21 protein-coding genes are annotated in these 25,188 nt (G+C 68.4%); 12 read left to right on the forward strand and 9 right to left on the reverse strand.

Annotated elements, in window-relative coordinates; all coding sequences use genetic code 11:
- Positions 1-3: 3 nt before the first annotated feature.
- The 4 genes from MAY35_RS10115 to MAY35_RS10130 all read right to left on the reverse strand — a co-directional run bounded on the left by MAY35_RS10115 (position 4) and on the right by MAY35_RS10130 (position 4,450).
- Positions 4-1,098 (reverse strand): XdhC family protein, encoded by a 1,095-nt coding sequence (locus tag MAY35_RS10115; RefSeq protein WP_238421171.1) that lies wholly within the window; start codon positions 1,096-1,098, stop codon positions 4-6.
- A gap of 151 nt (positions 1,099-1,249) precedes the next feature.
- Positions 1,250-2,581: a D-arabinono-1,4-lactone oxidase gene (locus MAY35_RS10120; protein WP_238421172.1), complete on the reverse strand. Its 1,332-nt coding sequence runs from the start codon at positions 2,579-2,581 to the stop codon at positions 1,250-1,252.
- Positions 2,569-3,852, reverse strand: a complete 1,284-nt coding sequence (locus MAY35_RS10125) for an alanine racemase (protein ID WP_238421173.1) — start codon at positions 3,850-3,852, stop codon at positions 2,569-2,571. Before MAY35_RS10125 ends, MAY35_RS10120 begins: the two co-directional genes overlap by 13 nt.
- A complete protein-coding gene (locus MAY35_RS10130) occupies positions 3,836-4,450 on the reverse strand; it encodes a TetR/AcrR family transcriptional regulator (RefSeq protein WP_245403892.1) in 615 nt (204 codons plus the stop codon). The genes MAY35_RS10125 and MAY35_RS10130 overlap by 17 nt, the downstream gene beginning before the upstream one ends.
- Positions 4,451-4,587: 137 nt before the next feature.
- On the opposite strand from MAY35_RS10130, the gene MAY35_RS10135 reads away from it, so the two are divergent.
- From MAY35_RS10135 to MAY35_RS10145, 3 genes are read left to right on the forward strand one after another with little or no spacing between them, the layout of a single operon-like run.
- Entirely contained in the window at positions 4,588-5,775 is a 1,188-nt protein-coding gene (locus MAY35_RS10135; protein WP_238421175.1) for an MBL fold metallo-hydrolase, read from the forward strand.
- 19 nt (positions 5,776-5,794) lie between these two features.
- Positions 5,795-8,293 carry an HAD-IC family P-type ATPase gene (locus tag MAY35_RS10140; protein ID WP_238421176.1) on the forward strand — a complete coding sequence of 833 codons (2,499 nt, stop codon included), beginning with the start codon at positions 5,795-5,797 and terminating at the stop codon, positions 8,291-8,293.
- Between the two features lie 52 nt (positions 8,294-8,345).
- Positions 8,346-8,555 carry an antitoxin gene (locus MAY35_RS10145; RefSeq protein ID WP_238421177.1) on the forward strand — a complete coding sequence of 70 codons (210 nt, stop codon included), beginning with the start codon at positions 8,346-8,348 and terminating at the stop codon, positions 8,553-8,555.
- Positions 8,556-8,574: 19 nt separating this feature from the next.
- Here MAY35_RS10145 and MAY35_RS10150 read toward each other — a convergent pair whose 3' ends face one another.
- Positions 8,575-9,195, reverse strand: a complete 621-nt coding sequence (locus tag MAY35_RS10150; RefSeq protein ID WP_238421178.1) for a DNA-3-methyladenine glycosylase — start codon at positions 9,193-9,195, stop codon at positions 8,575-8,577.
- Between MAY35_RS10150 and MAY35_RS10155 the strand changes: the two genes are divergently transcribed.
- From MAY35_RS10155 to MAY35_RS10180, 6 genes are all read left to right on the forward strand, one after another.
- Entirely contained in the window at positions 9,173-9,610 is a 438-nt protein-coding gene (locus MAY35_RS10155; RefSeq protein WP_238421179.1) for an SRPBCC family protein, read from the forward strand. The genes MAY35_RS10150 and MAY35_RS10155 overlap by 23 nt on opposite strands.
- A gap of 110 nt (positions 9,611-9,720) precedes the next feature.
- Positions 9,721-11,496 carry a substrate-binding domain-containing protein gene (locus tag MAY35_RS10160; RefSeq protein WP_238421180.1) on the forward strand — a complete coding sequence of 592 codons (1,776 nt, stop codon included), beginning with the start codon at positions 9,721-9,723 and terminating at the stop codon, positions 11,494-11,496.
- Between the two features lie 56 nt (positions 11,497-11,552).
- The gene (locus tag MAY35_RS10165) at positions 11,553-12,083 is read left to right on the forward strand and encodes an FMN-binding protein (protein ID WP_374237939.1); all 531 of its coding nucleotides are present in this window, start codon (positions 11,553-11,555) and stop codon (positions 12,081-12,083) included.
- Positions 12,080-12,967, forward strand: a complete 888-nt coding sequence (locus MAY35_RS10170) for an FAD:protein FMN transferase (protein WP_238421300.1) — start codon at positions 12,080-12,082, stop codon at positions 12,965-12,967. Before MAY35_RS10165 ends, MAY35_RS10170 begins: the two co-directional genes overlap by 4 nt.
- Positions 12,964-14,544, forward strand: coding sequence for an RnfABCDGE type electron transport complex subunit D (locus MAY35_RS10175; RefSeq protein WP_238421181.1), 1,581 nt, complete (start codon positions 12,964-12,966; stop codon positions 14,542-14,544). The genes MAY35_RS10170 and MAY35_RS10175 overlap by 4 nt, the downstream gene beginning before the upstream one ends.
- Positions 14,545-14,634: 90 nt before the next feature.
- Positions 14,635-15,183: a molybdenum cofactor biosysynthesis protein gene (locus tag MAY35_RS10180; RefSeq protein ID WP_238421182.1), complete on the forward strand. Its 549-nt coding sequence runs from the start codon at positions 14,635-14,637 to the stop codon at positions 15,181-15,183.
- 95 nt (positions 15,184-15,278) lie between these two features.
- On the opposite strand, the gene MAY35_RS10185 is transcribed toward MAY35_RS10180, so the two are convergent.
- The gene (locus MAY35_RS10185; RefSeq protein WP_238421183.1) at positions 15,279-16,538 is read right to left on the reverse strand and encodes an HNH endonuclease signature motif containing protein; all 1,260 of its coding nucleotides are present in this window, start codon (positions 16,536-16,538) and stop codon (positions 15,279-15,281) included.
- Positions 16,539-17,295: 757 nt separating this feature from the next.
- Between MAY35_RS10185 and MAY35_RS10190 the strand changes: the two genes are divergently transcribed.
- Positions 17,296-17,709 (forward strand): hypothetical protein, encoded by a 414-nt coding sequence (locus MAY35_RS10190; RefSeq protein ID WP_238421184.1) that lies wholly within the window; start codon positions 17,296-17,298, stop codon positions 17,707-17,709.
- A 6-nt stretch (positions 17,710-17,715) separates the two neighbouring features.
- On the opposite strand, the gene MAY35_RS10195 is transcribed toward MAY35_RS10190, so the two are convergent.
- Both MAY35_RS10195 and pruA read right to left on the reverse strand, forming a co-directional pair.
- Positions 17,716-18,669, reverse strand: a complete 954-nt coding sequence (locus MAY35_RS10195) for a proline dehydrogenase family protein (RefSeq protein WP_238421185.1) — start codon at positions 18,667-18,669, stop codon at positions 17,716-17,718.
- The gene (gene pruA, locus MAY35_RS10200; protein ID WP_238421186.1) at positions 18,669-20,315 is read right to left on the reverse strand and encodes an L-glutamate gamma-semialdehyde dehydrogenase; all 1,647 of its coding nucleotides are present in this window, start codon (positions 20,313-20,315) and stop codon (positions 18,669-18,671) included. Before pruA ends, MAY35_RS10195 begins: the two co-directional genes overlap by 1 nt.
- Positions 20,316-20,390: 75 nt before the next feature.
- On the opposite strand from pruA, the gene MAY35_RS10205 reads away from it, so the two are divergent.
- Complete coding sequence (locus MAY35_RS10205) at positions 20,391-21,998, forward strand: CdaR family transcriptional regulator (protein WP_238421187.1); 1,608 nt, start codon at positions 20,391-20,393, stop codon at positions 21,996-21,998.
- A 42-nt stretch (positions 21,999-22,040) separates the two neighbouring features.
- Positions 22,041-22,919, forward strand: a complete 879-nt coding sequence (locus MAY35_RS10210; protein ID WP_238421188.1) for an SDR family NAD(P)-dependent oxidoreductase — start codon at positions 22,041-22,043, stop codon at positions 22,917-22,919.
- A gap of 54 nt (positions 22,920-22,973) precedes the next feature.
- On the opposite strand, the gene MAY35_RS10215 is transcribed toward MAY35_RS10210, so the two are convergent.
- Complete coding sequence (locus MAY35_RS10215) at positions 22,974-25,145, reverse strand: glutamine synthetase III (RefSeq protein ID WP_238421189.1); 2,172 nt, start codon at positions 25,143-25,145, stop codon at positions 22,974-22,976.
- Between the last annotated feature and the right edge of the window lie 43 nt (positions 25,146-25,188).

Raw genomic sequence — 25,188 nt, forward strand, 5'->3', positions numbered from 1 at the left:
CGGTCAGCGCCGGTGGATCGGCCCGTCCCCGGTGTGCAGAGGTGTCGCGGAGGCGTCGTGGCGCTCTGCGATGAGCTGGGCCGCGATCGCCACGGCGACCTCGCCGGGGGTGTGCCCGCCGAGGTCGAGGCCGAGGGGTGAGCGCAGGCGGGCGAGGTGCGTCTCCGCGACGCCGGCCTCACGCAGGCGACGATTCCGATCGTCGACCGTTCGCCGGGAGCCGAGTGCCCCGATGAATCCGAATTGCTCCGACGCGAGCGCGATTCCCAGGGTGGGAACGTCGAACTTCGGGTCGTGGGTCATCACGCAGACGGACGTGGTGGAGCTGATCGAACCCTCGCGGAGCTGATCGGTCAGGTAGCGATCGGGCCAGGCCACCACGACCTCGTCGGCGTCGGGAAACCGTGCGGCGGTGGCGAACACCGGTCGAGCGTCGACGACGGTCACCCGCATGCCGAGACTCGCGCCGAGCGAACTGAGAGCTCGGACGAAGTCGTTGGCGCCCACGAGGATCAGCCGTGCCGGCGGCGCGAAGGTCTGCACGAACGTCCGGGGGCGTTCGCCGGACGGGGCGTCGCAGTCGTCGACCCCGATCAGGCCGCTGCGGCCGGTGGTGAGGAGGTCGGCGACGTCGCGGTCGAGGCGCAGCCAGGGCGTGCGGGCAGCCTGGGTCGCGAGGTGCCAGTCGGGTTCGTCGGTGAGAGTCGTCGCCCAGGCGACCGGCTCGTCGGCGTCGAGGGCCGTGGCGAGCCGTGACAGATGCCGGCGACGCTCCTCGGTCGGCGCGACGGGCTCGACCAGGACCTCGATCTGACCGCCGCAGGTGAGGCCTGGCGCGGGATCGTCCGGATCGTCCACGCCGTAGTGTTCGACGACGGCGGTCCCGCTCGTCAGGACCTCTCGCGCACTGTGTACGAGGGCGGATTCGACGCACCCGCCGGAGACCGAACCGATGACGATGTCGTCGGCGGTCACGATCATCGCGGAGCCGACCTCGCGTGGCGCCGATCCGGACGTGCCGATCACCCGGCAGAGCGCGACCGGGCGTGCAGCATCCCCGTCGAGGAGTTCGATCAGGGACCGCAGGACGTCGCGCATGTGTCCAGTGGACCAGATCGCGGCAGCGGCGGCCAGACGAGGCCGCGCGCGGCCGGGCGACCGCCGATCACGTTGCGTTCCGACCCGGGAACCGGGCACAACCACAACCCGATCGACATGGGACGCGATACACACCAACGGCCGGTAGCCGTCAGTCCCCGAGCACCCGCCGCAGGTAATCGTTGGCGAACACCCGCGACGGATCGTAACGGTCTCGTACGGAACGGAATTCGTCGAACCGCGGATACACGCCACGAAGGTACTCGGCGTCGCGGGTGTGCATCTTGCCCCAGTGCGGTCGGCCGCCGAATCCGGTGAGGATGGCTTCGACGTCGGCGAAGTAGGCGTCGGAGTCGGCCGGATCGTCGCGGTGGTAGCGGTGCACGGCGATGTAACCGCTGGTGCGGCCGGACGCGGTGGACAGCATGAGGTCGTCGGCGGCCGCGGCGCGGACCTCGATGGGGAAGCTCACCAGGTACTCGCGCCGGTCGAGCAGTGCCCGGATCTCGCGTAAGGCCTCGGGAACGGCGTCGAGGTCGATGGCGTACTCCATCTCACGGAACCGCACGTCGCGGTCGGAGACGAAGACGCCGGTCGACGAGTCGGTGAACTCACGGGCCGACAGCGCGCGGCCGGTGACGCCGTTGATGGCCGGCACCAGGCGGGGTACGCGTGCACCCACCTCGCACAACAGGCGAAGTGCCTTGTTGCTCAGCAGTTCGTCGTCGATGTAGCGCTTGATGCGTGACGGGCCGTTGACCGGGACGTCGGTCCCGACCCGGGTGTTCGTCTTCACCAATGCGCAGTTGGTGTGGGGGAAGAGGTAGAACTCGTGGTGATCGGAGTTCTCGACGCGCTCGCCGAACGCCGCGATCGCCGCGTCCGCGGTCTCGGGGCCCTCCACGGCGTGCAGCCGGAACTCGTCGACGCATTCGACGGTGAGCTCCGCGACGACCCCGAGCGCGCCGAGTCCGAGTGCGACAGCGCGCAAGTCGGCATCGTCGGAGGTCAGGGTGACGATGTCACCGGTGCCGGTGACGACGGTGGCGCCCACGATCTGGGTGCTGATCCCACCGAAGGCCAGGCCGGTGCCGTGGGTGCCGGTGGAGGTCGCGCCGGCGATGGTCTGGCGATCGACGTCCCCGAGGTTGGTCATCGCGAGCCCGAAAGGTGCCAGCAGGCCGGGGATCTCGTAGAGGTGTGTCCCCGCGCGCAGGGTCACCCGGTGTCCGTCGACCTGCACCAGGCCGCGAAGCCGCGAGAGGTCGAGCTGAACATCGTCGGCAACGGCGATGGGGGAGAAGCTGTGTCCCGCGCCCACGGTCTTGACGGTGCCGCCGCGCGCAGCGGCGTCGCGGACGATGTCGGCGATCTCGGCGGCGCTCGACGGACCCATGACGCGGTTCGGCGTGCAGCCGGCCGTCCCGCCCCAGTTGCGCCAGGTGTGGGTCGGAAGCGCGGTCGTCCCTCTCACAGGAAGCACCTGCCCTCTCCTCGGTAGGTCGGCACGACCTCGCTCACCACGGCACGTCCCGCCGCGTCGCGATCGATGATCGCCACCTCCCGGGCGCGTTCGCACACCTCGCCGGACTTGGTGTGCCGGAACCACACCCGGTCGCCCACCGAGATGCGGTCGGCGGCCGGTCCGCGCAACGGTGTCTGCACCTCCCCGGCTGCCTCGGTGCCGACGAACTCGAAGCCGCTCGGCCACACCGGTTTCGGGAGGCGATCGGCCGCCGGTGGGCCCGAGGCGATCCAACCTCCGCCCGCGCACGTGACGATGCCGGGGGACGGGCGGCGGACCACGTCGAGCCCGAAGGCGAGAGCTGGCGCCGGCCGGAACCGGCGGTAACCGTCGAACAGGTGCCCGCCGAACAGGCCACTGCCGGCCGCGATGTCGGTGACCGACCGGTCGCGAGCGGTCTCCTCCAGGGAACCGGTGCCGCCGCCGTTGACGAACTCGAGGTCGGTGAGTCGACGCAGCTCGTCGATCACGCGTCCGCGGCGTCGTCGTAATTCGGCCATCGACCGGCGCTGCATCGCCGACACCGCACGATTGACCACGGTCTTGCCGGCCACGGCGTCGGCCACCCCGGCCACCTGGGCCTCGTACGACATGACGCCGACGAGGTCGAATCCCTTGCGCGCGACGATGGTCCGGGCGAGATCGAGTGCGTCTCGGCGCGAGTGCACCGGTGAGCGGCGCACGCCGATGTGGACGCGGCCGCCGAGGAGTCGGTATGACGCGTCGAGGTCGATGGCGACCCGGATCGGCGGGCGGGCGTCTGCGGGAGCGACCGAGTCGATGACGTCGAGGTGATCCACCGAGTCGACGAGAACGGTCACCCGCGTGGTGGCGACCTCGTCGGCGGCGAATGCCGCGAGTGCTCCACGGCGAACCGACGGATAACCCATCAGCACATCGGTCAGACCCGAATCGGTGGCGAGCCACTGCGCTTCGGCCAGATCGTAGGCGAGTACCCCCTGAAAACCGTTGCGCGCGACCAGGTCGGCGATCACCGATCGCACCCGGACGGATTTGCTGGCGACCCGGATCGGTACACCGGCCGAGCGTCGGAGCAGGTCACCTGCGTTGTGTTCCAGCGCGGCCCGGTCCAGCGCGAGGACAGGGGCGTCGAGGCCGGCGTCGGCGACGGCCTGGTCTATCGACGCCCAGTAGGTGTCGGGGTCGCGCGCCCACAGTCCGACCGTGGTGGCCGGCCGCGACGGGCCGGGATCACTCGAATCTGACATGCGTCATGAGCTGATCGGTGATCGAACGGATGATCGCGTCGACGACCTTGTCGTCGGCGGTGCTGAGGTAGACGAGGGTGATGGAGTTGGTCGCCGCGATGATCAGCGGGCCCAACTCCTCGACGGGGGTCGTCCAGACCGCCGTGGTGAGCTCGGCGATCGTCCGCAACCCCTCCGACGACACCCGGTAGAGCTGCTCGTACATGTGCTTGCCCACCTGCTGCAGCTCCGGGTGATTGTGGGCGTAGATGCCGAGCGCGATGGCCGCCTGCATGCGACCGGGATCGGCCTTCAGCAGGTCGTAGAACGCATGGAACTGTCGTTGCATGTTCTCGCGGATGGCGACCTTGTCGGGCATCGGTCCGTACTCCGCCGCCGGCAGGACGGTGTGCAACATCCGCTCGATGTCGGTCGGTACGGCGGTCTCCATCACCGCGCACAGCAGCGCGGTACGGCTCTCGAAGGCGTAATGGAAGCTGGCCAGGGGCATCCCGGCGTGAGCGCAGATGCGACGGGTCGTCGCGCCCTCGACCCCGTGATCGGCGATCACGCGGTACGCCGATTCGATCAGCGCGCTTCGACGTTGGTCGACGGACATCCGTGCCACTTGGGTGACTTTCTGACCACATGCGCCGGCGCATGCTCGGTGGACAATGTTCGCCGCAGCCTATCAGTGCCGGTGAGGCCCACAACGCGCTTCACTCGGAGTCGGCATCGCACGGAACGCACTACTGTGTGAACGTGACTTCCACGACCGGGAAACAGGGCACGACCGACGCCCGTTCGAGCATTCTGCGGCGGGTCGGTTCGGCCGGGGTGATGGCGGCCGACACGGTCCTCGCGGGACTCGCCGCCGGGGGTGTGGGGCCGGCCCGCGCCATCGGCGCCTCGCGCGCCGACATCGCCCCCCATGTGCGACTGTCCCCGCACCAGCGCGACGGCGTCTTCGACAACCCGGAGCCGGCCTCGTCGGCCGGTGAGCCCGATCTGCAGGTCATGTCGGACATGGCACGCCGCCCCGGCCGTCCGCGGCGCCCGGTGATGGTGACGGTTCCCCGGTTCGAGGCGCCGGCCGAGCTCGCCGTGACCTGGCTCGGTCACGCGACCGCCCTCGTCGACATCGACGGGGCACGCATCCTCACCGACCCGGTGCTCAGCCGCCGTTGCTCGCCGAGTCAACTCGTGGGCCCCGGACGCATGCACGCCGCACCGCTCACCCCGGACGTCCTCCCGCCGGTGGACGTCGTCGTCATCAGTCACGACCATTACGACCACCTCGACATGGCGACCGTCACCACCATCGCCGCGACCCAGCCGGACACGGTGTTCGTGACGACCATCGGAGTGGGTGCGCATCTCGCCTCCTGGGGGATCGCGGAAGATCGCATCCGGCAGGCCGATTGGTGGGATGAGGTGACCGTCCCCACCGCGGGTGGCGAGTTGCGATTCACCTGTGGCCCGGCGCGGCATTTCTCGGGACGCTGGCTCGCCCGCAACCTCACGCAGTGGGGGAGCTGGGCCATCGCGGGTCCCGTGCACAAGGTGTTCTTCTCCGGGGACACCGGCCACACCGAACGCTTCGAGGACGTCGGCGCCCGACTCGGCCCGTTCGACCTCACTCTCATCGCCGCGGGTGCTTACGACGTGATGTGGCCCGACATCCACGTGAACCCGGAGGAGGCCCTGTCGATCCACCGGATGGTCTCGCCGGGCACCGGGCGGGATTCTGTGCTCGTCCCCATCCACTGGGGCACCTTCAGCCTCGCCCGACACCCCTGGGGCGAGCCGATCGCCCGGCTGACCGCTGCATCGTCGTCCGACGGCCCGACCATCCTGGTCCCACAGCCCGGCGGCTCGATCGATCTCGTCCACCGCACCGGGCCCGGTGTGGCGAATCCTGGCTGGTGGGAGGCCTCGGCGTGACCGCGGCGGAGTGCGCGCAATGAGTGTCACGACCGAGAAGTCCGACCCCGGGCTCAGTGCCGAGCAGGTCGCCGAGAGAGTTGCCGCGGGTCAGGTCAACGCGCTGCCCGACCGGTCCGGACGCAGCGTGTCCGACATCATGCGCGCGAACGTGTTCACCCGGATCAACGCGATCCTCGGTGTCCTGTTCGCGATCGTCGCGTTCACCGGATCGCTGATCAACGGGCTCTTCGGCCTGCTGATCATCGCCAACTCGACGATCGGCATCGTTCAGGAGGTCCGCGCCAAACGGACGCTCGACAAGTTGGCGATCGTCGGCCAGACACGCCCGCGGGTCCGTCGCGACGGCCGGGTCTCCGAGGTGCCGCCGGATCAGGTCGTCCTCGACGACATCATCGAGATCGGTGCCGGCGATCAGATCGTGGTCGACGGGGAGGTCACCGAGGCGACGGCGCTCGACGTCGACGAATCGCTGCTCACCGGTGAGGCCGACCCGATCGACAAGACCCCCGGCGCCGTCGTGCTGTCGGGCAGCTTCGTCGTCGCCGGTGGCGGCGCGTATCGCGCGACCAGAGTGGGCGCCGATGCGTATGCCGCTCAGCTCGCCGCCGAGGCGTCGAAGTTCACGCTGGTGTCCTCGGAACTGCGATCCGGGATCGACCAGATCCTGCGCGTCATCACCTGGCTGCTGGTCCCGGCCGGTCTGCTGACCATCGTCAATCAACTCTTCATCAGCGACAACGGAATTCGGTGGGCGTTGCTCGGGATGGTGGCCGCCCTCGTGCCGATGGTGCCCGAAGGTCTCGTGCTGATGACCTCGATCGCCTTCGCGGTCGGCGTCGTGCGCCTCGGCAGAAGGCAGTGTCTGGTCAACGAGCTGCCCGCGATCGAGGGCCTGGCTCGGGTGAACGTGGTCTGCGCGGACAAGACCGGCACCCTGACCGAGAACGGGATGCGGCTGTCCGAGGTCCGTACCGTCGGATCGGTGCCGGCCGACACCGCGCACCAGGTGCTCGCGGCGCTCGCCGCGCACGACCCGCGGCCCAACGCCAGCATGATCGCGGTCGCCGAGGCACATCCGGAGGCGCCCGGCTGGACGGTCACGGCGATCAAACCGTTCACCTCGGCGACGAAGTGGAGCGGCATGTCGTTCCGCGACGACGCTGCGAGCGACGCCGGTGCCGACGTGGGGAACTGGCTCATCGGCGCCCCCGACGTGCTCCTCGACCCGACGGGTGACACCGCCCGGCTGGCGTCGGACATCGGGGCGACGGGTCTCCGAGTCCTGCTGCTCGCCCGCACCGACGTCCCCGTCGACACCGAACCCGCGGCGGGTGCGGTGGCTCCCGGCACGGTGACGCCGGTCGCGCTCGTCGTGCTCGAGCAGCGTGTCCGATCCGACGCCCGCGAGACCATCGACTACTTCGACCAGCAGCACGTCGCGGTCAAGGTCATCTCGGGGGACAACGCCCGGTCGGTCGGTGCGGTCGCCGAATCCCTGGGACTCGGAACCGCCGCCACGTCGGTCGATGCGCGCGAACTGCCGTCCTCGACCGACGAACTCGCCGATGTCGTCGAACACGGCGTCACCTTCGGCCGGGTGCGGCCCGATCAGAAGCGCGCCATGGTCAAGGCGCTGCAATCCCGGGACAACACCGTCGCGATGACCGGTGACGGTGTGAACGACGTGCTGGCGCTCAAGGACGCCGACATCGGTGTCGCGATGGGCTCGGGTAGTTCCGCGGCCCGCTCGGTGGCGCAGATCGTGTTGCTCGACAACAAGTTCGCGACCCTGCCCTACGTGGTGGGCGAGGGCCGTCGCGTGATCGGCAACATCGAACGCGTCTCCAACCTGTTTCTCACGAAGACCGTGTACGCGGTCCTGCTGGCCTTGTTCGTCGGCGTCGGCGGACTCGTCGGCGCGTTGGCGGGGTCCGATCCCCTCAGCTACCCGTTCCAACCGATCCACGTGACCATCTCCGCGTGGTTCACCATCGGTATCCCGGCGTTCGTGCTGTCCCTGGCGCCCAACCACGAGCGCGCACGCAGCGGCTTCGTACGGCGGGTGCTGCTGTCCGCGGTGCCGAACGGCATCATCGTCGGGCTGTGCACCTTCGTGACGTACGTCATCGTGAACCCGGGCGGCTCCGGGGTCGAGATGGGTGGCGACGCGGTGAACCTCTCGCCCGCCCAGACGCAGGCCGCGACCGCGGCGCTGATGACCCTGATCGCTATCGCGGTCTACGTCCTCGCCGTGGTGGCGCGTCCCTACAACTGGTGGAAGGTCATCCTCCTCACCTGCTCGGCCGGGGCCTACGTGCTGATCTTCGCGTGGCCGTTCACCCAGGACCTGTTCCGACTCGATTCGTCCAACTGGCACATGAACTCCGTCGCGCTGGTGTCGGCCGCGATCGGCATCGTGTGCGTCGAGGTCGTGTCGCGGGTCGTGCCGCGGGTGCTCGCCGGCCGCCACGATGACGCCGCGCAGCACGGGGGGTCACTCGCCGCGCACGGCTAAACTCGCGGCAAGCGGCCGGAACGGCTCCGGCCCGTCATGTGAAGGAACCACCATGAACCTCAAGGGACTCGTCAACAAGGCGAAGGCCACGCTGCAGCAGAACCCGGCCCTGATCGAGAAGGGCGGCGACGCCATCGACAAGGTCACCAAGAACAAGTACTCCGGCCAGGTCAACAAGGCACAGGACGCCGTGCGCAAGGCCGTGGGGCAGAACCCCGGACACAACCCGGGTCAGCAGAACCCCGGCAACCCGCAGCGCTAGCCGACCGGCGCCGGCCGTCTCATCGGCCGGCGCGCGGGTGTCGCCGGTACGCCGACACGCTGGGCTGGCCGTCGATCCAGAACCGCCACTCGACGTCGGCGTTGCGACGCACACCCACGCGGGGGCCGGCGACGATCGGGCCCGTCGTCCCCGCAACCGCGGGCGTGAGCGTCACCGGGGTCGTCGGATCGGCGAGGTCGGTGCCGAGATCGGTCATCGTGATCCCGAGGGCCCGGCACAGATTCCCCGGCCCCGCGGCGAGCCGGGAGTCGGGGACCGGGCCCGAGCGGGTCGCCCCGCGTCGCGCCCGCGCCACTTCCGTGCCCTCGGTCACGGCGCCCGCGCGGAGCAGGACGGCGGCTGCGGGTCCCGGCCCGGCCACGACGACATTCGCGCAGTGGTGACCGTGGATGCGATAGACGTAGAGCCGTCCGGGTGGCCCGTACATGATCTCCGAGCGAGCCGTTCGCGTGTACGCATGCGACGCCGGGTCGTCGGGACCCGCGTACGCCTCGACCTCGGTCACCATGATCGTCACGCCGTGCCCGGTCAGATGCGCGCCGAGCAGTGAACGTGCCTGTTCGGCGACCGAGGCGGTGGCACTAGGCTCTTGGACCATGGCGAAGACGAGTGACTCCATCGAAGTTGATCTGTCACCGGAAGATACCTGGGCCGCGGCGTCGGATCTGTCCCGGTATGGCGAGTGGCTGCTGATCCACGAGACGTGGCGCAGCCCCATTCCGGCGGCGGGCGAGTTGTCCAAGGGCACGGAGATCTCGTCGATCGTGAAGGTGAAGGGCACTCGCGTCCGCTTCGACTGGGTCATCGAGAAGTACGAGCCGACGACGCATGTCCGCCTGAAGGGCAACGGCAAGGGCGGGGTCAAGGCGAAGCTCGACCTGGGCATCGCTCCCACTTCCGGCGGATCGGAAGTAACCTTCACAGTTGATCTGGGAGGGCTGCCGCTGATCGGGCCGGTCGGGAAGACCGCGGCCATGGCGGTGTCGGGGGATCTGCGTAAGTCGCTGCTGAAGTTCCGCGAGGTCTTCGGTTGAGCCAGGCGTGAACGGGCGCCGGCGGCTGTCGCCGGTGCCGCGATGCGTCGGGCGGGGCGGCCGCAACGCGTGAGGCGGTCGGGAGGCCGCCGTACAAGGGGAGAGAAACTATGGGGCGGCACAGCTCCGGTGCCGATCGCGCCGGAAACGACCGGGACGATCGGCCGGGGTCGAACTATCGGGCGGGATCGAACGATCGGGCGGGACGCGACGGTGCGGGAGACGCACCCAGCGGCCGGCGGGCGGCGGTTCCGCCGCCGGCGCGGGATGACGACGACTTCGGCTTCGAACATCGCGAGACCCGTGGCGGCAGACGCGGCACCTGGCTGTGGGCCGCGGCCGTCCTGATCGTGGTCGTCGCCCTGATCAGCGGCCTCATCATCTGGCAGACGGGTTCGACCGGGTGCGGGGACCGCACCCGCGTCGCGGTCGCCTCCGACGCGGCGATGACCGGGCCGCTTCGTGAGGTCGCACGGCAGGCGTCGGCGGACTCGTGCTTCGACTACGACATCCAGACCGCGGCGGGCGCCGACGTCCCGGGCCTGCTCACGCAGGGCGCCGCGGCGCCGGATCTGTGGGTGGCCGACTCGCAGGTGCAGGCCCGGCGCGTCACCACCCAGGTGCGTCGCGAACTCGACATGGTCTCCCCGTCGATCGCGTCGACGCCGACCGTCGTGGCAGGCACCGACGTCCCGCAGCTGGGCACGTGGGTCGAGGTGATGCGGCTTCCCGACCTGCGAACCGGCAGTCCGGTCGACACCAGCACGGGCGATGCGCCCATCATCGGTGCGCTGGCCGCGGTCGATGCCGGTGAACTCACCGACGAGAAGTTCACCGAGGCGATGACGATCCTCGCCATCCAGCAGAACAACGCGCGTCTCGCCAATGACAACGAGGGCACCCGGCTCAACCTCGCGAACACCGCGGGCGTGCCGGTGGTGACCACCGAGCAGCAGTTCGATCTGTTCATGCGAACTCATCCGGGCTCGACGCTGAAGTCGGCGATCCCGACGGCGGGCACCGTCATGCTGGACTACCCGCTGGTCAACACTGCGGCCATGGCCCGGCAGCAGACGGCAGCCGACGCCGGTGCCGCACTCGTCGCGGCGCTGGGCACCGACGCCGGGCGGGCCGCGCTCACCGATTCGGGATACCGCGACGCCGACGGCAACGGTGTCGGCGCGCCCGTCAAGGAACTCGGATTGCGCGACCCCACCTCGGTCGACAAGGCCCTGCGGCAGTGGCAGGTGCTCGGCGTGCCCATCCGGACGCTCGTCGTGCAGGACACCTCCGGGTCGATGGAGACCCCGGCCGGCGGCACGACCCGCGCGGGCCTGCTCATCGACGCGTCGCAGACCGGCCTGAAACTGTTCCCCAACAACACGATGATCGGGGGCTGGGCCTTCAGTGTCGACAAGGGCGGGCCCGGCCAGGACTGGGTCGAGATGGCACCGATCCGCAGACTCGACGCGAGGTCGGGAAGCGGCACCCACCGTGAGGCACTCGGCCGGGCGGTGGAAGAGGGCCTGTCGAACCTCGGCGGCGGAACCGGTTTGTACGACACCACTCTCGCCGCCTTCAAGAAGGTCCAGGACACCTACGATCCGAACTACTCGAACAGCGTCATCATCATGACCGACGGGCAGAACGAGGACCCGGAGAGCATCACCCTCGACAACCTGCTCGCGGAACTGAAGCGACTCGAGGACCCGGCACGGCCGGTTCTGGTGCTGACGATCGGAATCTCCGACGACGCGGACTCCAACGCGCTCAAGCAGATTGCGACGGCGACCGGCGGCACCACCTATGTCGCCGAGAACGCCGCCGACATCCGCACCGTGTTCGTCGACGCCATCCAGGCGCGGGTCGCCGCGGCGGGCCGCTGAGTGCGGATCCGGACGTCACCGGGACTTTCCGGCGAACTGTCGGCACAATTGAGCCCATGACCCTCACCCCGGAAATGTCCCAGTCGTCCGATTCGTTGTCGGCGTCCCGCACCCCCGCTCCGCGTACCTCGTCAGCGCTGGCACGGACCGGCGGGGTGATCGCCGCGATGGCAGCGGTCGGGCTCGTCGCCGGCGCGTGTTCCTCGGAGGACTCCGGTTCCGGCGACTCGACCTCCGGGACCACCGCGGGCAGTTCGGCCGCCACGGAGGTGGCCGATGCCGGGTCGGGTGACTACAAGAACGGTGAGTACACCGCGGTCGGCGAATACATCTCCCCGGGCGGGCCGCAGACGGTGGGTGTGACGGTGACCCTGTCGAACTCGGTGATCACCGCGGTGTCCATCGACACGAGTCAGACGAAGGGGCCGTCGCTGGAGTACCAGGGCAAGTTCTCCAGCGGCATCTCCGACGTCGTGGTGGGCAAGAACATCGACGAGATCGATGTGGACAAGGTGTCCGGCTCGTCGTTGACGTCGGGCGGCTTCAACGACGCGATCGCCCAGATCAAGCAAGAGGCCCAGGCCTGACGTCCCTCGCCACCGCCCACCATTGGGCGTTCGACGCTCTGGGCACCCGGTGGACGATCAGCACGCCTGCGCCGCTGACCGTCGACACGGTTGCCGCGGTGGAAGCCGAGATCGACCGGATCGACCGGGTGTGGTCGCGGTTCCGGGATGATTCCGTGGTCGCGGACATGGCGCGTCGAGCCGGCCGCTACGAGGTCGCCGAGTCCGATCAGCCTCTCCTCGACTGGTACCGCCGTCTCTACGACTTGACCGGCGGCGGGGTGTCGCCGCTGGTGGGCCAGACCCTCGCCGATGCCGGGTACGACGCCGGCTATTCGTTGCGTCCGTCGCCGCAGGTGCCTGTCGCGCCGGACTGGGATGCGGTGATCGCCGACCACGTGGGTGTCCTCGACATGCGGGCGCCGGCGCTGCTCGATGTCGGCGCCGCCGGAAAGGGTTTCGCGGTGGATCGCGTGGCGGCGATCGTGGCGGAGTGTGTCGGAGACTACGTCGTCGACGCAGGCGGGGACATGGCGATCTCACCGCGAGACCGAGGCGTTCGCGTGGCGCTGGAACATCCGCTGGACTCATCGAAGGCGATCGGTGTGGTGTCGGTGGCCGGCGGGGCGATCTGCGCGTCGGCGAGCAACCGCCGTGCATGGGCGGACTGGCATCACATCGTCGACCCGCGGACCGCATCGCCCGCCCGAGAGGTGCTGGCCACGTGGGTGATCGCGCCGTCGGCGATGGAGGCCGACGGGCTTGCGACGGCACTGTTCTTCACGCCGGCGGCGTTCCTGCGCGGGGACTTCGACCATCACCGCGAGGGGTTTCATCACGTGACCATCCGACGCAACGGGAGTGTCGAGCACACCGCGATCCCCGGATTGGAGCTGTTCCTGTGACATCGGTCCTCCCACGGTTACTCACGCCGATCGACGCGTCGCGGCGGCACCTGACGCCTTACCGGGCGGTGCTCTGCGGGCTTCTCCTGTTGGTGGTCGCTGCCTTTGTGGTGTCGGTGGTCGACGCCGACTTCGGTTACGGGCCCGACGAACTCGCTGTATGGCTGGTGGTGGCGGTCGGGGTCAGCGCCGTCGTGAGCTACGTGTGCGCCGCCGTGGTGCGCGTGCCGCCGAACTCGGATTCGTGGCTCATCACCGGCCTGATCTTGTTCTTCGTCCTGCCGGGCGGGTCGGAGGACACCGCGGTGACGACGGTCGCGGTCGGTGCGGCCATCGCCGCGGTGTCGAAATATGTTCTGGCGTGGCGGCGTCGGCTGTTCGTCAACCCGGCGGTCGCCGGCGCGGTCGGTTGTTACGCATTGGCGTACGCCGGCGTCGAGGGCATCAGCTTCCCGTTCTGGTGGGTCGCCACCGAGCCACTGCTCGTCCCGATGATCGTGATCGGTGCCGTGGTGGTCACCCTCATCCGGGACTGGCAGCTGGTCGTCGTGTTCATCGCCGCCTCACTGGTCACGATCGGCGTCGTCGAACTGGTCCGTGGTGGTCAGGATCTGTCGACGTGGATCGTGTCGAGCCCGATGCTGTTCGTCGCGGCGATCATGCTCCCTGAGCCGCTGACCTCACCGGCGACGCAGGTCCACCGGCTCGTCTACGGCGCGCTCGTCGGTGTGCTGATGCACTGCCAGTACACGGTCGCGATCACCGATTCCTACACCTTGGCCTTCGTGCCCGAGGTCGCCCTGCTGGTCGGGTGTCTGTATGCGTTCGTGGTGCGGCTGGTCTCGGGGACCGCGCGCCGTGTGCCGCTCGACGTCGAGGCGGTTCCCATCGCCGACCGCAGCTACTCGGTCCGCGCGGAGCCGACCGGTGGTGCGCCCGCGTTTCGGGCGGGGCAGTGGTCGAGCGTCAGCCTGCCGCGATGGTCGGCGCCGGTGTGGGCCGGTTCGCGCCGGGTGTTCTCGTTCGTGTCGGCTCCCGGGCAGTCGCCTGTCGAGTTCGGGTTCACGGTCGCATCGGAGCCGTCCGCATACAAGGCGGCGCTGATCGACGGAACCGCCAAGCGCGCATTCGTCGACGAGATCGGCGGCGACTTCGTGCTGCCCCGCGGATTCCCGTCGAGGGGCCGGGTGGTGCTGATCGCGTCGGGGATCGGGATCACGCCGTTCGTGTCGATGGTGCGTGAACTGACGTCGGCTGCGCCGGACGCAGACCTCGCGGAACTGTCACTGGTGCACATACTGCGCGACGACGCGCGGGCGGTGTATTCCGACGACCTCGACGCCGCGCGCGCCCGCGGTGCACGAGTGGAGACGGTCGTTGCACCCGAATCGGCCGACGGGATCGACGATCCCGCACGCCTCGCCGAACTGATCGGCTCCCGCGCGGGTGAGGCGGACTACTACGTGTCCGGCACACCGGCGTTCGTCGAGGTGACCTCGGCGACCATCCGGCGCCACGATCCCGCCACGAGGATGCGTCCATGGCGCATCCACACCGACTCGTTCACCGGGTATTGAGCAAGACGCTCCCCGAGGTGCGAGGAGCGCAAACGCCACACCGCTCCCTGAGGTGCGAGGAGCGCAAGCGACGAGCCACGAGGGGCACCCATGTCTCACCGATACGACTGCGAGATAGTCACGTTCGTGGTCTCGCCCGCGCACGCCTATTTCGGTCGGCCCAAAGACGGACCCGCCGATGATGTCGAGACCTCGACGCCTGAGTCCGTGGAGATCGCCGCGGACAAGGGGATTCGTGGTGACCGTTTCTTCGGGGTGCGAGCGCACACCGAGGCGGCGGTCACGTTCCTGGCGCTCGAGGCGTGGACGGCGGCCGCGGGGGACGTCGACCCCGTGCTCGCCCGGCGGAACGTCGTCGTGCGCGGTCTCGAGTTGGATCCGCTCCGCGGTCGCGAATTCGCACTGGACACCGGGTCGGGGCCTGTCCGGTTCCGTGGGGGTCGTCCCGCACATCCCTGTTCGTGGATGGACACGGTCGCCGGCGAGGGTGTCCGCAAGGCCTTGATCGGGCGCGGCGGGTTACGGGCGCAACCGTTGACCTCCGGGACGCTCAGCCTCGGCCCTGCGGTCATCATCACCGACGAGGTCCTCGATGCGGGTCGAGCTGCAGACCAGGTACGGCGCGCCCAGCCCCTGTGAGGGGGCGCCCGAACCCGCGAGCACTGTGGAGTTGTCAAGGGACGGATGCGGTCCCGGGGGCGCCGGGTGCGGAAGATGCTGCGCGAGGGGCGGTTTCAGGCGGCGTGGTCGAGTCTCATGGTGCGTCGGTTGTGGGCGGGTAGTGGGCGGCGGTGTGGGTCGATGGTGGCGGGCGGGACGATCCAGGGATGCCGGTCGAAGCCGAGGATCACATCCCAGCCGTGGTGGTGGACTTGAGTGTGGCAGCGTTGGCAGAGCAGGCAGCCGTTGTCGAGGTCGGTGCTGCCGCCGTCGGCCCAGTGGGCGATGTGGTGGACCTGCGTGTGCGAGGGCGGTGCACCGCATTTGATGCAGCACCGGTCGCGGACGACAACGGCTTTACGGAGGTGGGCGGGGAACAAGCGCCTGGTGTGTCCCATCTGTAGCGGCACGCCTTCGCCGTCGAGGACGATCTCGGTGAGTGATCCGTCGCAGGACACTTGTTTGGCGGTCGCCTGGCTGATCGATCCGGTCCATGGCAGGGCCGCCGGGTCGCCGGTGGCGGGGATGGTGACCATCAGTTGGGTGCGTGGGCGGCCGATGCTGTCGATGCTCGCTCCGAGTGCTGCTTGGTCGAGGATCAGTTCGAGGGCGTCGGCGCGGCGTTGTTCTGCGGTGCGGCGATCTTCGGCGCCGTCGGGTTCGGGGCGTGGGCAGGAGCGTTCGTCGATCATGGTGAGGAACTTTTCGCCGATGGTCTGGGTGAGGTCGGCGCGGATCTCGACGCGTCCGTCGTCGGTGGTGTGGGCGTTGACCGCGTTCATACCAGCGTCGTCGGCGGCGGGTATTCCGGTGTCGGTGGCGTCGGCGAGGGTGTTGCCGATGGCGCGGGCGTGGCGCTCTATCTCTGCCGGCGTGGCACCGGACAGGGCTTGTCCGAGGAGGGCGGTTTCCTGGGTGGCACGCTCCTCGTTGGTAAGCGTTGTGGGCGAACGTTTGTCGATGTGCGCCACGCCGCGTGCGATGGCGTCGGCGATCTCGGTGGACAGTCGTCCGTCGGCGGCGTGACGGGCGAGAGTGGGCAGTGATGGTGAAGCCTCGACGATCCGCATGGTGCGCGATGCTGCTGTCGGTGCAAAACCCATGTCGATCAACATCTTTCGGGTGGTGGCGCCCGCCTTGCGCGCAACACCCAGAAGATCGAGTTGTGCTGTGTGGGTGACGATGAGCTGGTCGGCCGCATTGCGAATCAACCGCAATGTGTTGAGCGCGTCGAACGTTGCCCTTCCGGCGGGATCTTCAATGGGCGGGGAGATCTCGATGAGCCGATCGAGGAGATTGTCGAGCTCTGTCATGACTTTACGATACTCGAACATACTGGCGAATGCAAGGGGTGACGCGAACTCGAATGAGTTCAATGTCGTTGCCACGCAATACTAGTCGCGCCACATTCGAGTCATTCTTGACAGTGGGGAACTCCTGTCGCATCTGTACTGGACATTCGGCTTGCGGGGAGAGTCTGCTGCCTTTTGAACACTCGTCGGAGCTCGCGACGAGGCTGTCGCGTGACCGCAGTGATGTTTCGGAAGCCATGCGACGGGTGTGAGATCACAATTGTGTTCGCGCGTCGTCCCTGTGCGGGGCCGACACTTCGGCGTTTGGCAACTTCGCTGAGGGCGGGGCGGGCCCGCTTGCGGTGTCGTTGCCAGGGGAGTTCGATTCCTTGGGATGCCACCGCTGACTCTGCATCCTCTTATCCGGATTCTGGCGGTCTGAAGACGCGATGATCTCTGCTCCGGGGTTCCAGTCGTCGTGAATTACCCGCAGCCGAGGCCGCGCGTCGCGCCCTCGGAGAAGCGAGCTAGGCCCTCGATTTCGTCGTGGGTGCCGTACTCATCCGACGATTCTGGGTGGTTCGAATTCGCCTGCGCGAACGGCTGATAATCGGATTGCGTCGCTGGGGCCCGGTATCGAGTCCATTCCAGCAGCGATGGACGGGCCATAGATCCTTCCTAGCCGAGTCGCCGACCGCCCGGAACTCGCCAGCATGAATCAAATCGATCGGACTGCACGAGACGAAACGGTTACCTTGGCCAGCGACACCGTGATGCACGACGAGAGGTAACCAAACCAGTGGAAGACGAGGAGTTCTATCACGTGTCCTCGGTGAGCAATCGCGAGTCGATCGTCACCCACGGCCTCGATGCCCGTCGGATGGGCGCGGCGCGGGGGATCGCGGGGAGTGATCGTCCCGAGCAGGACGGCTGCTTCCTGGCGCGAGGCGCGCACGAGCGCGATCACTTCGTCCGCATGAACAACAGCGGAGGACCGGTGGACGTGTGGCGGGTCCGCGGTGTCGACCCCGCACAGCTGTTGACCTCGCCCGCCGGTTACACGTACGTGCCCGGAACGATCGGCGCTGGGCGACTCACGCTGGTCGACGCCGACGTGGTGACCCGACGCCCGGCGACTCCGGCTGCGACACCGGCTTTCGACACCTGCCTCACCGTCGTGCTCGACAGCGACGGTCCTCGAAAGGGCGGCTGACCCCACTCACCCCGACACCAGCGCGCGGAGAAAGAACCCGACGTTGGCGGGCCGTTCGGCCAGGCGGCGGACGAGGTAGCCGTACCACTGCCCGCCGTACGGGATGTACACGCGGACCCGGGCTCCGGTGGCGGCGAGTCGACGCTGTTCGTCGCTGCGGATCCCGTACAGCATCTGGTGTTCCCAGGTGTCCGGCGCGCGCCCGAATTCACCCGCCAGGATCGTCGCCGCCTCGATCATGGTCGGGTCGTGACTGGCGACCATCGGGCAACCGTTGCCCCGCATCAGGATTCGCAGGCACCGGAGGTAGCTGTCGTCGATCTGCCGTCGCCCGGGGTAGGCGACCGCCGGAGGTTCCGCGTAGGCGCCCTTGCACAGGCGGATTCGGGCGCCCGACGCCGCGAACTCGGTGCAGTCGTCCTCCGTGCGCCGCAGGTAAGCCTGGAGTACGGTCCCGGTGCCGGGGAAGTCGGCGCGCAGTGCGCGGACGATCGCCAGCCTCGCGTCGACGGTGGTGTGATCCTCGGCATCGATGGTGACCAGAACGCCTCGACGATGGGCCGCCTCGACGACAGTGCGCGCGTTCTCCTCGGCGATCTTGTGGCCGTGATCGGGGAGGTCGAGCCCCACGGCCGTCAGTTTGAGCGACACCTCCATCGCCTCACCCGTCGTCGAAGCGGGCACCGGCATCGCGTCGAGGAGTTCGAGATACGCCTGCACGGTGGCGTCCGCACCGGCCTCGTCGATGGTGTCCTCGCCGAGGAAGTCGACGGTCACGGTGAGTCCGTCACGGCGCTGGTCGTCGATCGCGCGGATCACCTCCGGTAGGGACTCGCCGGGCACGAATCGGCGGACGACCTTCTCGGTGACGGTCCATCGCTGGGAGGTCTGTTCGATCCACTCGCTGCGTGACGCCGCGGCGATCGTGGGCCGCAGCAGGCCGTCGAACACGGTACCCATCAGACGGCCGTCCAGTCGGTGCTCATGTGGGGATAGCGCGACGAGGTGGGCGGGGTGAAGGTCTCCTTGATCGTCCGGGTCGACGTCCAGCGCTGCAGGTTCTGCTTCGACCCCGCCTTGTCGTTGGTGCCCGAGGCGCGTCCGCCGCCGAACGGTTGTTGCCCGACGACCGCTCCGGTCGGCTTGTCGTTGACGTAGAAATTGCCTGCCGCGTTGCGGAGTCGGTCCGACGCCAGCGCGATCGCCGCGACGTCGGTTGCCACGACTGACCCCGTCAGAGCGTAGGTCGCCGACGAATTCACCAGGGACAGAACCGTTTCGTACTCGGTGTCGTCGTAGACATGGACCGACAGGAGCGGTCCGAAGTACTCGACGGCGAACGATTCGTCGGTCGGGTCGTCGGAGAGCAAGACAGTCGGCCGTACGAAGAATCCCACGGTGTCGTCGCACTGCCCGCCGACTGCGACGGTGACCGACGGGGTGGATTTCGCGCGGTCGATCGCGGCCACCTGCTTGTCGTACGCCCGCCGATCGATCACCGCGCCACCGAAGTTCGACAGATCACGCACATCGCCGTAGGCGAGTTCGGCTGTCTCCTCCAGGAAGTCGTCACCCATCCGGTCCCAGACCGACCGCGCGATGTACGCCCGCGACGCGGCCGAACACTTCTGTCCCTGATATTCGAACGCCCCGCGGATCAGTGCTGTCCGGAGAACATTCGCATCGGCCGAGGCGTGGGCGACGACGAAGTCCTTGCCCCCGGTCTCTCCGACGAGACGCGGATAGTTCCGGTAGCTGTCGATCCGTGCGCCGACCTCGCGCCACAGATGGCGGAAGGTCGCCGTCGAACCGGTGAAATGTATACCGGCGAGGTCGTTGTCGGCGAGAACGACGTCGGAGACCGCCGCGCCGTCACCGTGGACGAGATTGATCACGCCGGGCGGCAGACCGGCGGCTTCGAGCAACGCCATCGTGAGTTGGGCCGAATACGCCTGGGTGGGAGAGGGCTTCCACACGACGGTGTTTCCCATCAGCATCGGTGCGGTGGGCAGGTTCGCGGCGATCGCGGTGAAGTTGAACGGCGTGACCGCGTAGACGAATCCGTCCAGGGGCCGATGGTCGAGACGGTTCCAGACGCCGGGCGACGACAGGGGTTGTTCGGCCAGGATCTCGCGGGCGAAGGCGACGTTGAACCGCCAGAAGTCGACCAGTTCGCAAGGCGCGTCGATCTCGGCCTGCTGCACCGACTTCGACTGTCCGAGCATCGTCGCGGCGGCGATCCGTTCGCGCCACGGCCCCGCCAGTAGTTCGGCCGCACGCAGGACAACCGCGGCGCGGTCGTCGAAGCTGGTGTGTGCCCAGTCGTCGGCCGCCGCGCGTGCCGCATCCACCGCGGCGCGGGCGTCGTCGTGGGTGGCGTTGTGAACGAAGCCGAGCACCTCGCGGTGCGCATGAGGCTGAACGACGTCGATCGGGGCACCGTTCCCGAGACGCAGCCGTCCGCCGATGATGTGGGGTAGTTCGCGGCGGCCGGCGCGCGATTGGCGGTCGAGCTCATCGACGATCCGCGTTCGCTCGGGCGTGCCGGGGGCGTAGGTGTGGACGGGTTCGTTGACCGGTCGCGGTGGTGTGGTGACGGCATCCATGCCACTCAGTTCACCTCGGACATCACCCGAGCGATATGTCCGATCGGCAAGCAGTGCGGCCGTACTCTTGGCGATATGGACAAACCGGTGGGCGTGGCTCTGGGGAGGTTGATCCTCGCCCTGGACCGGACGCTGGCAACCCTGGTCAGCGCCCCGCACGGACTCGACGAGCAGGTCGCGACGGTGGCGATGCTCGACGTCGACGACCTCCGCTACGGCCTCGGGCGTGCCGCACGGGCGGCCGACCTGTTCCTGCTCGTCGGCCTGCCCGACGCGGCCGCCGGGGAACTGCTGACCGGCCTCGGCACGCACCGCCCGGTGGCGATCATGAGCAAGGCGCCCACGCCCGGGCTCGCCGATGTCGCAGACCGACTCGGGGTCGCGGTCATCGCCATCGACCCACACGCACGTTGGGAGCGGATCTACAACCTCGTGATGCGGGTACTCGACATCGCCCGCGTGGGTTCGGGACCCGACGGCGAGTCGATGCGCTCGGGGAACACCGGTGACCTGTTCGAGCTGGCGGGACAGGTGGCCCGGCGCACCGGCGGGCTCGTCAGCATCGAGGACGAGCACTCCCACGTCCTGGCCTACAGCACCGCGGGCGATGAGGCCGATGAACTCCGGAGACTGTCGATCCTGGGTCGGGAAGGCCCACCCGAGATGCTCGCCTGGCTGCGGCAGTGGGGGATTCTGGACGCCTTGCGCACCTCGTCGGCGGTGGTCACCGTCGACGAACGCGCAGATCTGCGGCTCCGCCCGCGCCGGGCGGTGGCGATCCGTGCGCCGGGATCCGGCGAATTCCTCGGCGTGGTCTGGCTGCAGAAGGGGGCCGGCCGCCTCGCGGACGACACCGACGAGGTCCTCATCGGTGCCGCCGCCGTCGCCGCGCGGGTGATCACCCGCCGGCGCTCCCTCGGCACCGAACACGACGACCTCGTCCGCACTCTTCTGGGTGCCCGCGGTGACATCGTCGACGCCGGTCGACTGGCCACCGACCTGGGTGTCGACCCGTCGTCCGCGGTCACCGTCGTCGGATTCACGGCACCCGGTGGCGAGCATGCGACACATGTGTCGGCCCTGACATTGCATGCCAGCGCTTTCAGCCCGCTGTCGGTGACCACAGGTATAGGTGACCGTGCCTACGCCGTCCTCCCCGACGTCATCACCGAGGCCGCGGTCGCATGGGCACGACTCGCCGTCGACGCCGGCCGCAGACAGTTCGGGCTGCAGATCCGCGCGGTCGTCGCCGGTCCGGAAAACATGGCGGCCGTGCCGGATCTGCGGACACAGGTGGACCGCGTCCTCGACGCGGCCATGCGGGAGTCGGAGCTGATCGACGACGTCACCACCGTTGCGCGTTCACGCACCGGCGTACTGCTCGGTGAGATCGTCGGATTGCTTTCGGAGAATCCGGATCTCGTCGACTCCCGCGTGACCGAGCTCGCCGCCATCGACGCCGCCGGTGGCAGCGGTTTCACCGCCTCCCTCCGTGCCTACCTCGATCATTTCGGTGATGTGCGGGCCGCCGCCGGCAGCCTGCACATCCATCCGAACACGTTGCGCTACCGCATCCGTCGCCTACAGGCGCTGACGGGTATGGACCTCGACGATCCGGCGACGCGGTTGGTGGTGGCGCTGTCCCTGCGCGTCCGCCGGGTGCCGGGACATCCGACCGACTGAGGTGCGACACCGCCCCGGCGGACGGTGGGTACCGTGGCGTCCATGCCCTCGTCGTCGACGTCGCTCTCCGAACTGGCGGGCTCTCGAGTCGTTGTCACCGGTGCCACCAACGGAATCGGGATGGCCACCGCCCGCGCGCTGGCCGGCGCAGGTGTGCGGGTGGTGCTGGCCGTCCGCGACACCGACCTCGGCGGACGTCGCGCACGGGAATTCGGCGGTGATTGCGAGGTGCTCCGGCTCGATCTCGCCGACCTCACCTCGGTGCGGGCGTTCGTCGACGAACTCGACGGCCCGGTCGATGTGCTCGTCAACAACGCCGGGATGTTTCCCCACCTACGCAGAAAGACGCCGGACGGTTTCGAACTCGGCATGGGCACGAACTTCCTCGGCCCGTTTGCCTTGACCAATCTCCTCCTGCCGCGCGTCACAAGGCAGATCGTGTCGGTCGGTTCCGAGGGGCATCGGCGCGCGCGTATCGACCCCACCGATCTCGACTACCGGCGCACACGCTGGTCGTCACCGCGGGCCTACACCGCTTCCAAGCTCGCGGTGATGGTGTGGGGCCTGGAACTCGACCGGAGGTTGCGCGCCGCGGGGTCACCGGTGGTCTCGATGCTGACCGACCCGGGTTGGGCCGCGTCGAACATCTCGAACAAACCCGGCCTCGGAGCCCTGCACCGGGTGGCCCAGGGGCTGGCGGGAGTGGTCGGCAACGACCTCGACGCCGGCGCAGCACCAACGCTGCACTGCCTGACCGAACCGATCCCGCCCGGCAGCTATGTGGGAGTCGACGGGCCGTGGGGACTGCGCGGCCGGCCGGTGCTGTCGGGACGGGCTCGGACGGCGTGCGATTACGACCTCGCCGCTCGCCTGTGGACCGAGGCCGAGACTCTCACGGGCACCCGGTGGCCCCTGGGGTGACCGGAAGAGCCTCGGACGCGGTGTCGGTGGGTGTGGGTCAGTGGTGCGATCGGATCAGAGGATGGTGAGCATCTCGTTGTAGGTGGGCAGTGGCCACAGGTCGTCGGCGACGATGGCCTCGAGCGTGTCCGCGACACCGCGGACGGCGGCCATCGCCGGGATCAGGTTCTCCAGGGCGTACTTCGACTCCTCGTGCGCCGACTCGCCGTGCATCCCGGCGATGGCCACATCGAGGGCGACGACTGTGTCGTGCAGCGTGCCGATCAGCTCGGTCAACTCCGGCAGAACCGGTGTGGGGGCATCGATCCCGGCCATCTTCAACGAGGCGGCGGTACCGGCGAGCTCGCCCTGATAGCGGATCGCGGCGGGCATGATCATCGTCTTGGCGATCTCCGCCGTCTCCTTCGCCTCGACGAGGATCGTGAGGCCGTACTGCTCGAAGATGACGTCCTCGCGGGCCTGGAGTTCGCGCGCAGACAAGACGCCGTACTTCTCGAAGATCTCCACGACCTCCGGTGAGGTGTACTCGGTGACCGCGTCGACGGTCGTGCGCAGGTTCTTCAGACCGCGCGCGGCGGCCTCCTCCTGCCATTCGTCGGAGTAACCGTTGCCGTTGAAGATGACCGCTCCGTGGGTGTTGATGATCTCCTGCAACGTCTTCTGGACCGCGTCCCCCAGTTCCAGACCCTCACCGAGCAGCTTCTCGAGAGCCGTCGAGATGTGATCGATGGACTCGGCGAGAATGGTGTTGATGGCGACCATCGGATCGGAGATCGACTGGTTCGATCCGGGCGCCCGGTACTCGAAGCGGTTGCCGGTGAACGCGAACGGGCTCGTCCGGTTGCGGTCACCCGGGTCGGCCTTCAGCGGCGGCAGCGTGTCGACGCCCAGTTCGATGACCCCGGCTGTCTTGGACCCGGTGGCACCGCCCTTGGCGATCTGGTCGAAGACGTCCATCAACTGTTCGCCGAGGAAGATCGAGATGATCGCCGGCGGAGCCTCGTTCGCCCCGAGGCGATGGTCGTTGGATGCCGAGGCGACCGCCGCACGCAGGAGTCCGCCGTACAGGTGGACCGACCGGATGATGGCTCCGCAGAAGGTGAGGAACTGCATGTTCTCGTGCGGGGTGTCGCCCGGGTTCAACAGGTTTCCCTGATTCGCGTTGCCCAGCGAGAAGTTGACGTGCTTGCCCGATCCGTTGACGCCGGAGAACGGCTTCTCGTGCAGTAGGCACTTCATGCCGTACTTCTCGGCGACGGCCTTCATCGTCGTCATCATCAGCTGCTGGTGGTCGTGGGCGAGAACCGAACGCTCGAAGACGGGTGCGATCTCGAACTGACCGGGTGCGACCTCGTTGTGACGGGTCTTGGCCGGGATCCCCTGTTTGAACAGTTCGCGGTCGAGTTCGATCATGAACGACAGCACCCGCTCGGGGATCGCCCCGAAATAGTGGTCGTCGAACTCCTGGCCTTTCGACGGCGGCGCGCCGAAGAGGGTGCGATTGGACGTCATCAGATCGGGTCGGGCATAGAAGAAGTGCTCGTCGATCAGGAAGTACTCCTGCTCGGCGCCGGCGTAGGAGACGACGGTGTCGACGTCGTCGTGGCCGAAGATCCTGAGCAACCGCATGGCCTGCTTGCTCATCGCCTGCTGGCTGCGCAGCAGCGGGGTCTTCTTGTCGAGCGCTTCACCGGTCCACGAGATGAAGATCGTGGGGATGCACAGGGTGTTCCCGTTCGGGTTCTCCAGCAGATAGGCGGGACTGGTGACATCCCAGCCGGTGTAACCGCGCGCCTCGAAGGTGCCGCGGAGTCCGCCGTTGGGGAAACTCGACGCGTCGGGCTCACCTTGCATCAGGGTCTTGCCTGCGAACTCGGCGAGCGAGGCTCCGGTGGAATCGGGTTCGAGGAACGAATCGTGCTTCTCCGCGGTGAAACCGGTCAGCGGGTAGAAGACATGGGCGTAGTGGGTGGCGCCCCGCTCGATCGCCCAGTCCTTCATGGCGACCGCGACATAGTCGGCGAGCGTCGGATCGAGGGCGCATCCGGTGTCCACCGTGGCGGCAACCGCCTTGAAGACATGCTTCGGGAGCCGCTTCTTCATCACGGACAGTCCGAACACGTTGCGTCCGAACGTGTCTGCCAACGGTTCGGAGAATCCGGGCGCCGAGACGTCGTAGGTCGTCACGGCCTCGATCGCCTGCCGGCGGGACATGCTGCCACTCATGGTCACTCCTGGATGAATCGGCCCCGATCGCGCAGGGCCGGCA

It is taken from the genome of Gordonia sp. 'Campus', assembly GCF_022206305.1.
In the GTDB taxonomy this organism is placed as follows: domain Bacteria; phylum Actinomycetota; class Actinomycetes; order Mycobacteriales; family Mycobacteriaceae; genus Gordonia.

Bases quoted from the DNA above. Each gene is read 5' to 3' on its own strand.
- MAY35_RS10205 (WP_238421187.1), top strand. From the start codon at position 20,391: ATGGACAAACCGGTGGGCGTGGCTCTGGGGAGGTTGATCCTCGCCCTG.
- pruA (WP_238421186.1), bottom strand. From the start codon at position 20,315: ATGGATGCCGTCACCACACCACCGCGACCGGTCAACGAACCCGTCCAC.
- MAY35_RS10130 (WP_245403892.1), bottom strand. From the start codon at position 4,450: ATGTCCGTCGACCAACGTCGAAGCGCGCTGATCGAATCGGCGTACCGC.
- MAY35_RS10195 (WP_238421185.1), bottom strand. From the start codon at position 18,669: ATGGGTACCGTGTTCGACGGCCTGCTGCGGCCCACGATCGCCGCGGCG.
- MAY35_RS10140 (WP_238421176.1), top strand. From the start codon at position 5,795: ATGAGTGTCACGACCGAGAAGTCCGACCCCGGGCTCAGTGCCGAGCAG.
- MAY35_RS10210 (WP_238421188.1), top strand. From the start codon at position 22,041: ATGCCCTCGTCGTCGACGTCGCTCTCCGAACTGGCGGGCTCTCGAGTC.
- MAY35_RS10180 (WP_238421182.1), top strand. From the start codon at position 14,635: ATGTCTCACCGATACGACTGCGAGATAGTCACGTTCGTGGTCTCGCCC.
- MAY35_RS10115 (WP_238421171.1), bottom strand. From the start codon at position 1,098: ATGCGCGACGTCCTGCGGTCCCTGATCGAACTCCTCGACGGGGATGCT.
- MAY35_RS10155 (WP_238421179.1), top strand. From the start codon at position 9,173: ATGGCGAAGACGAGTGACTCCATCGAAGTTGATCTGTCACCGGAAGAT.
- MAY35_RS10215 (WP_238421189.1), bottom strand. From the start codon at position 25,145: ATGAGTGGCAGCATGTCCCGCCGGCAGGCGATCGAGGCCGTGACGACC.
- MAY35_RS10150 (WP_238421178.1), bottom strand. From the start codon at position 9,195: ATGGAGTCACTCGTCTTCGCCATGGTCCAAGAGCCTAGTGCCACCGCC.
- MAY35_RS10160 (WP_238421180.1), top strand. From the start codon at position 9,721: ATGGGGCGGCACAGCTCCGGTGCCGATCGCGCCGGAAACGACCGGGAC.
- MAY35_RS10165 (WP_374237939.1), top strand. From the start codon at position 11,553: ATGACCCTCACCCCGGAAATGTCCCAGTCGTCCGATTCGTTGTCGGCG.
- MAY35_RS10185 (WP_238421183.1), bottom strand. From the start codon at position 16,538: ATGTTCGAGTATCGTAAAGTCATGACAGAGCTCGACAATCTCCTCGAT.
- MAY35_RS10125 (WP_238421173.1), bottom strand. From the start codon at position 3,852: ATGTCAGATTCGAGTGATCCCGGCCCGTCGCGGCCGGCCACCACGGTC.
- MAY35_RS10145 (WP_238421177.1), top strand. From the start codon at position 8,346: ATGAACCTCAAGGGACTCGTCAACAAGGCGAAGGCCACGCTGCAGCAG.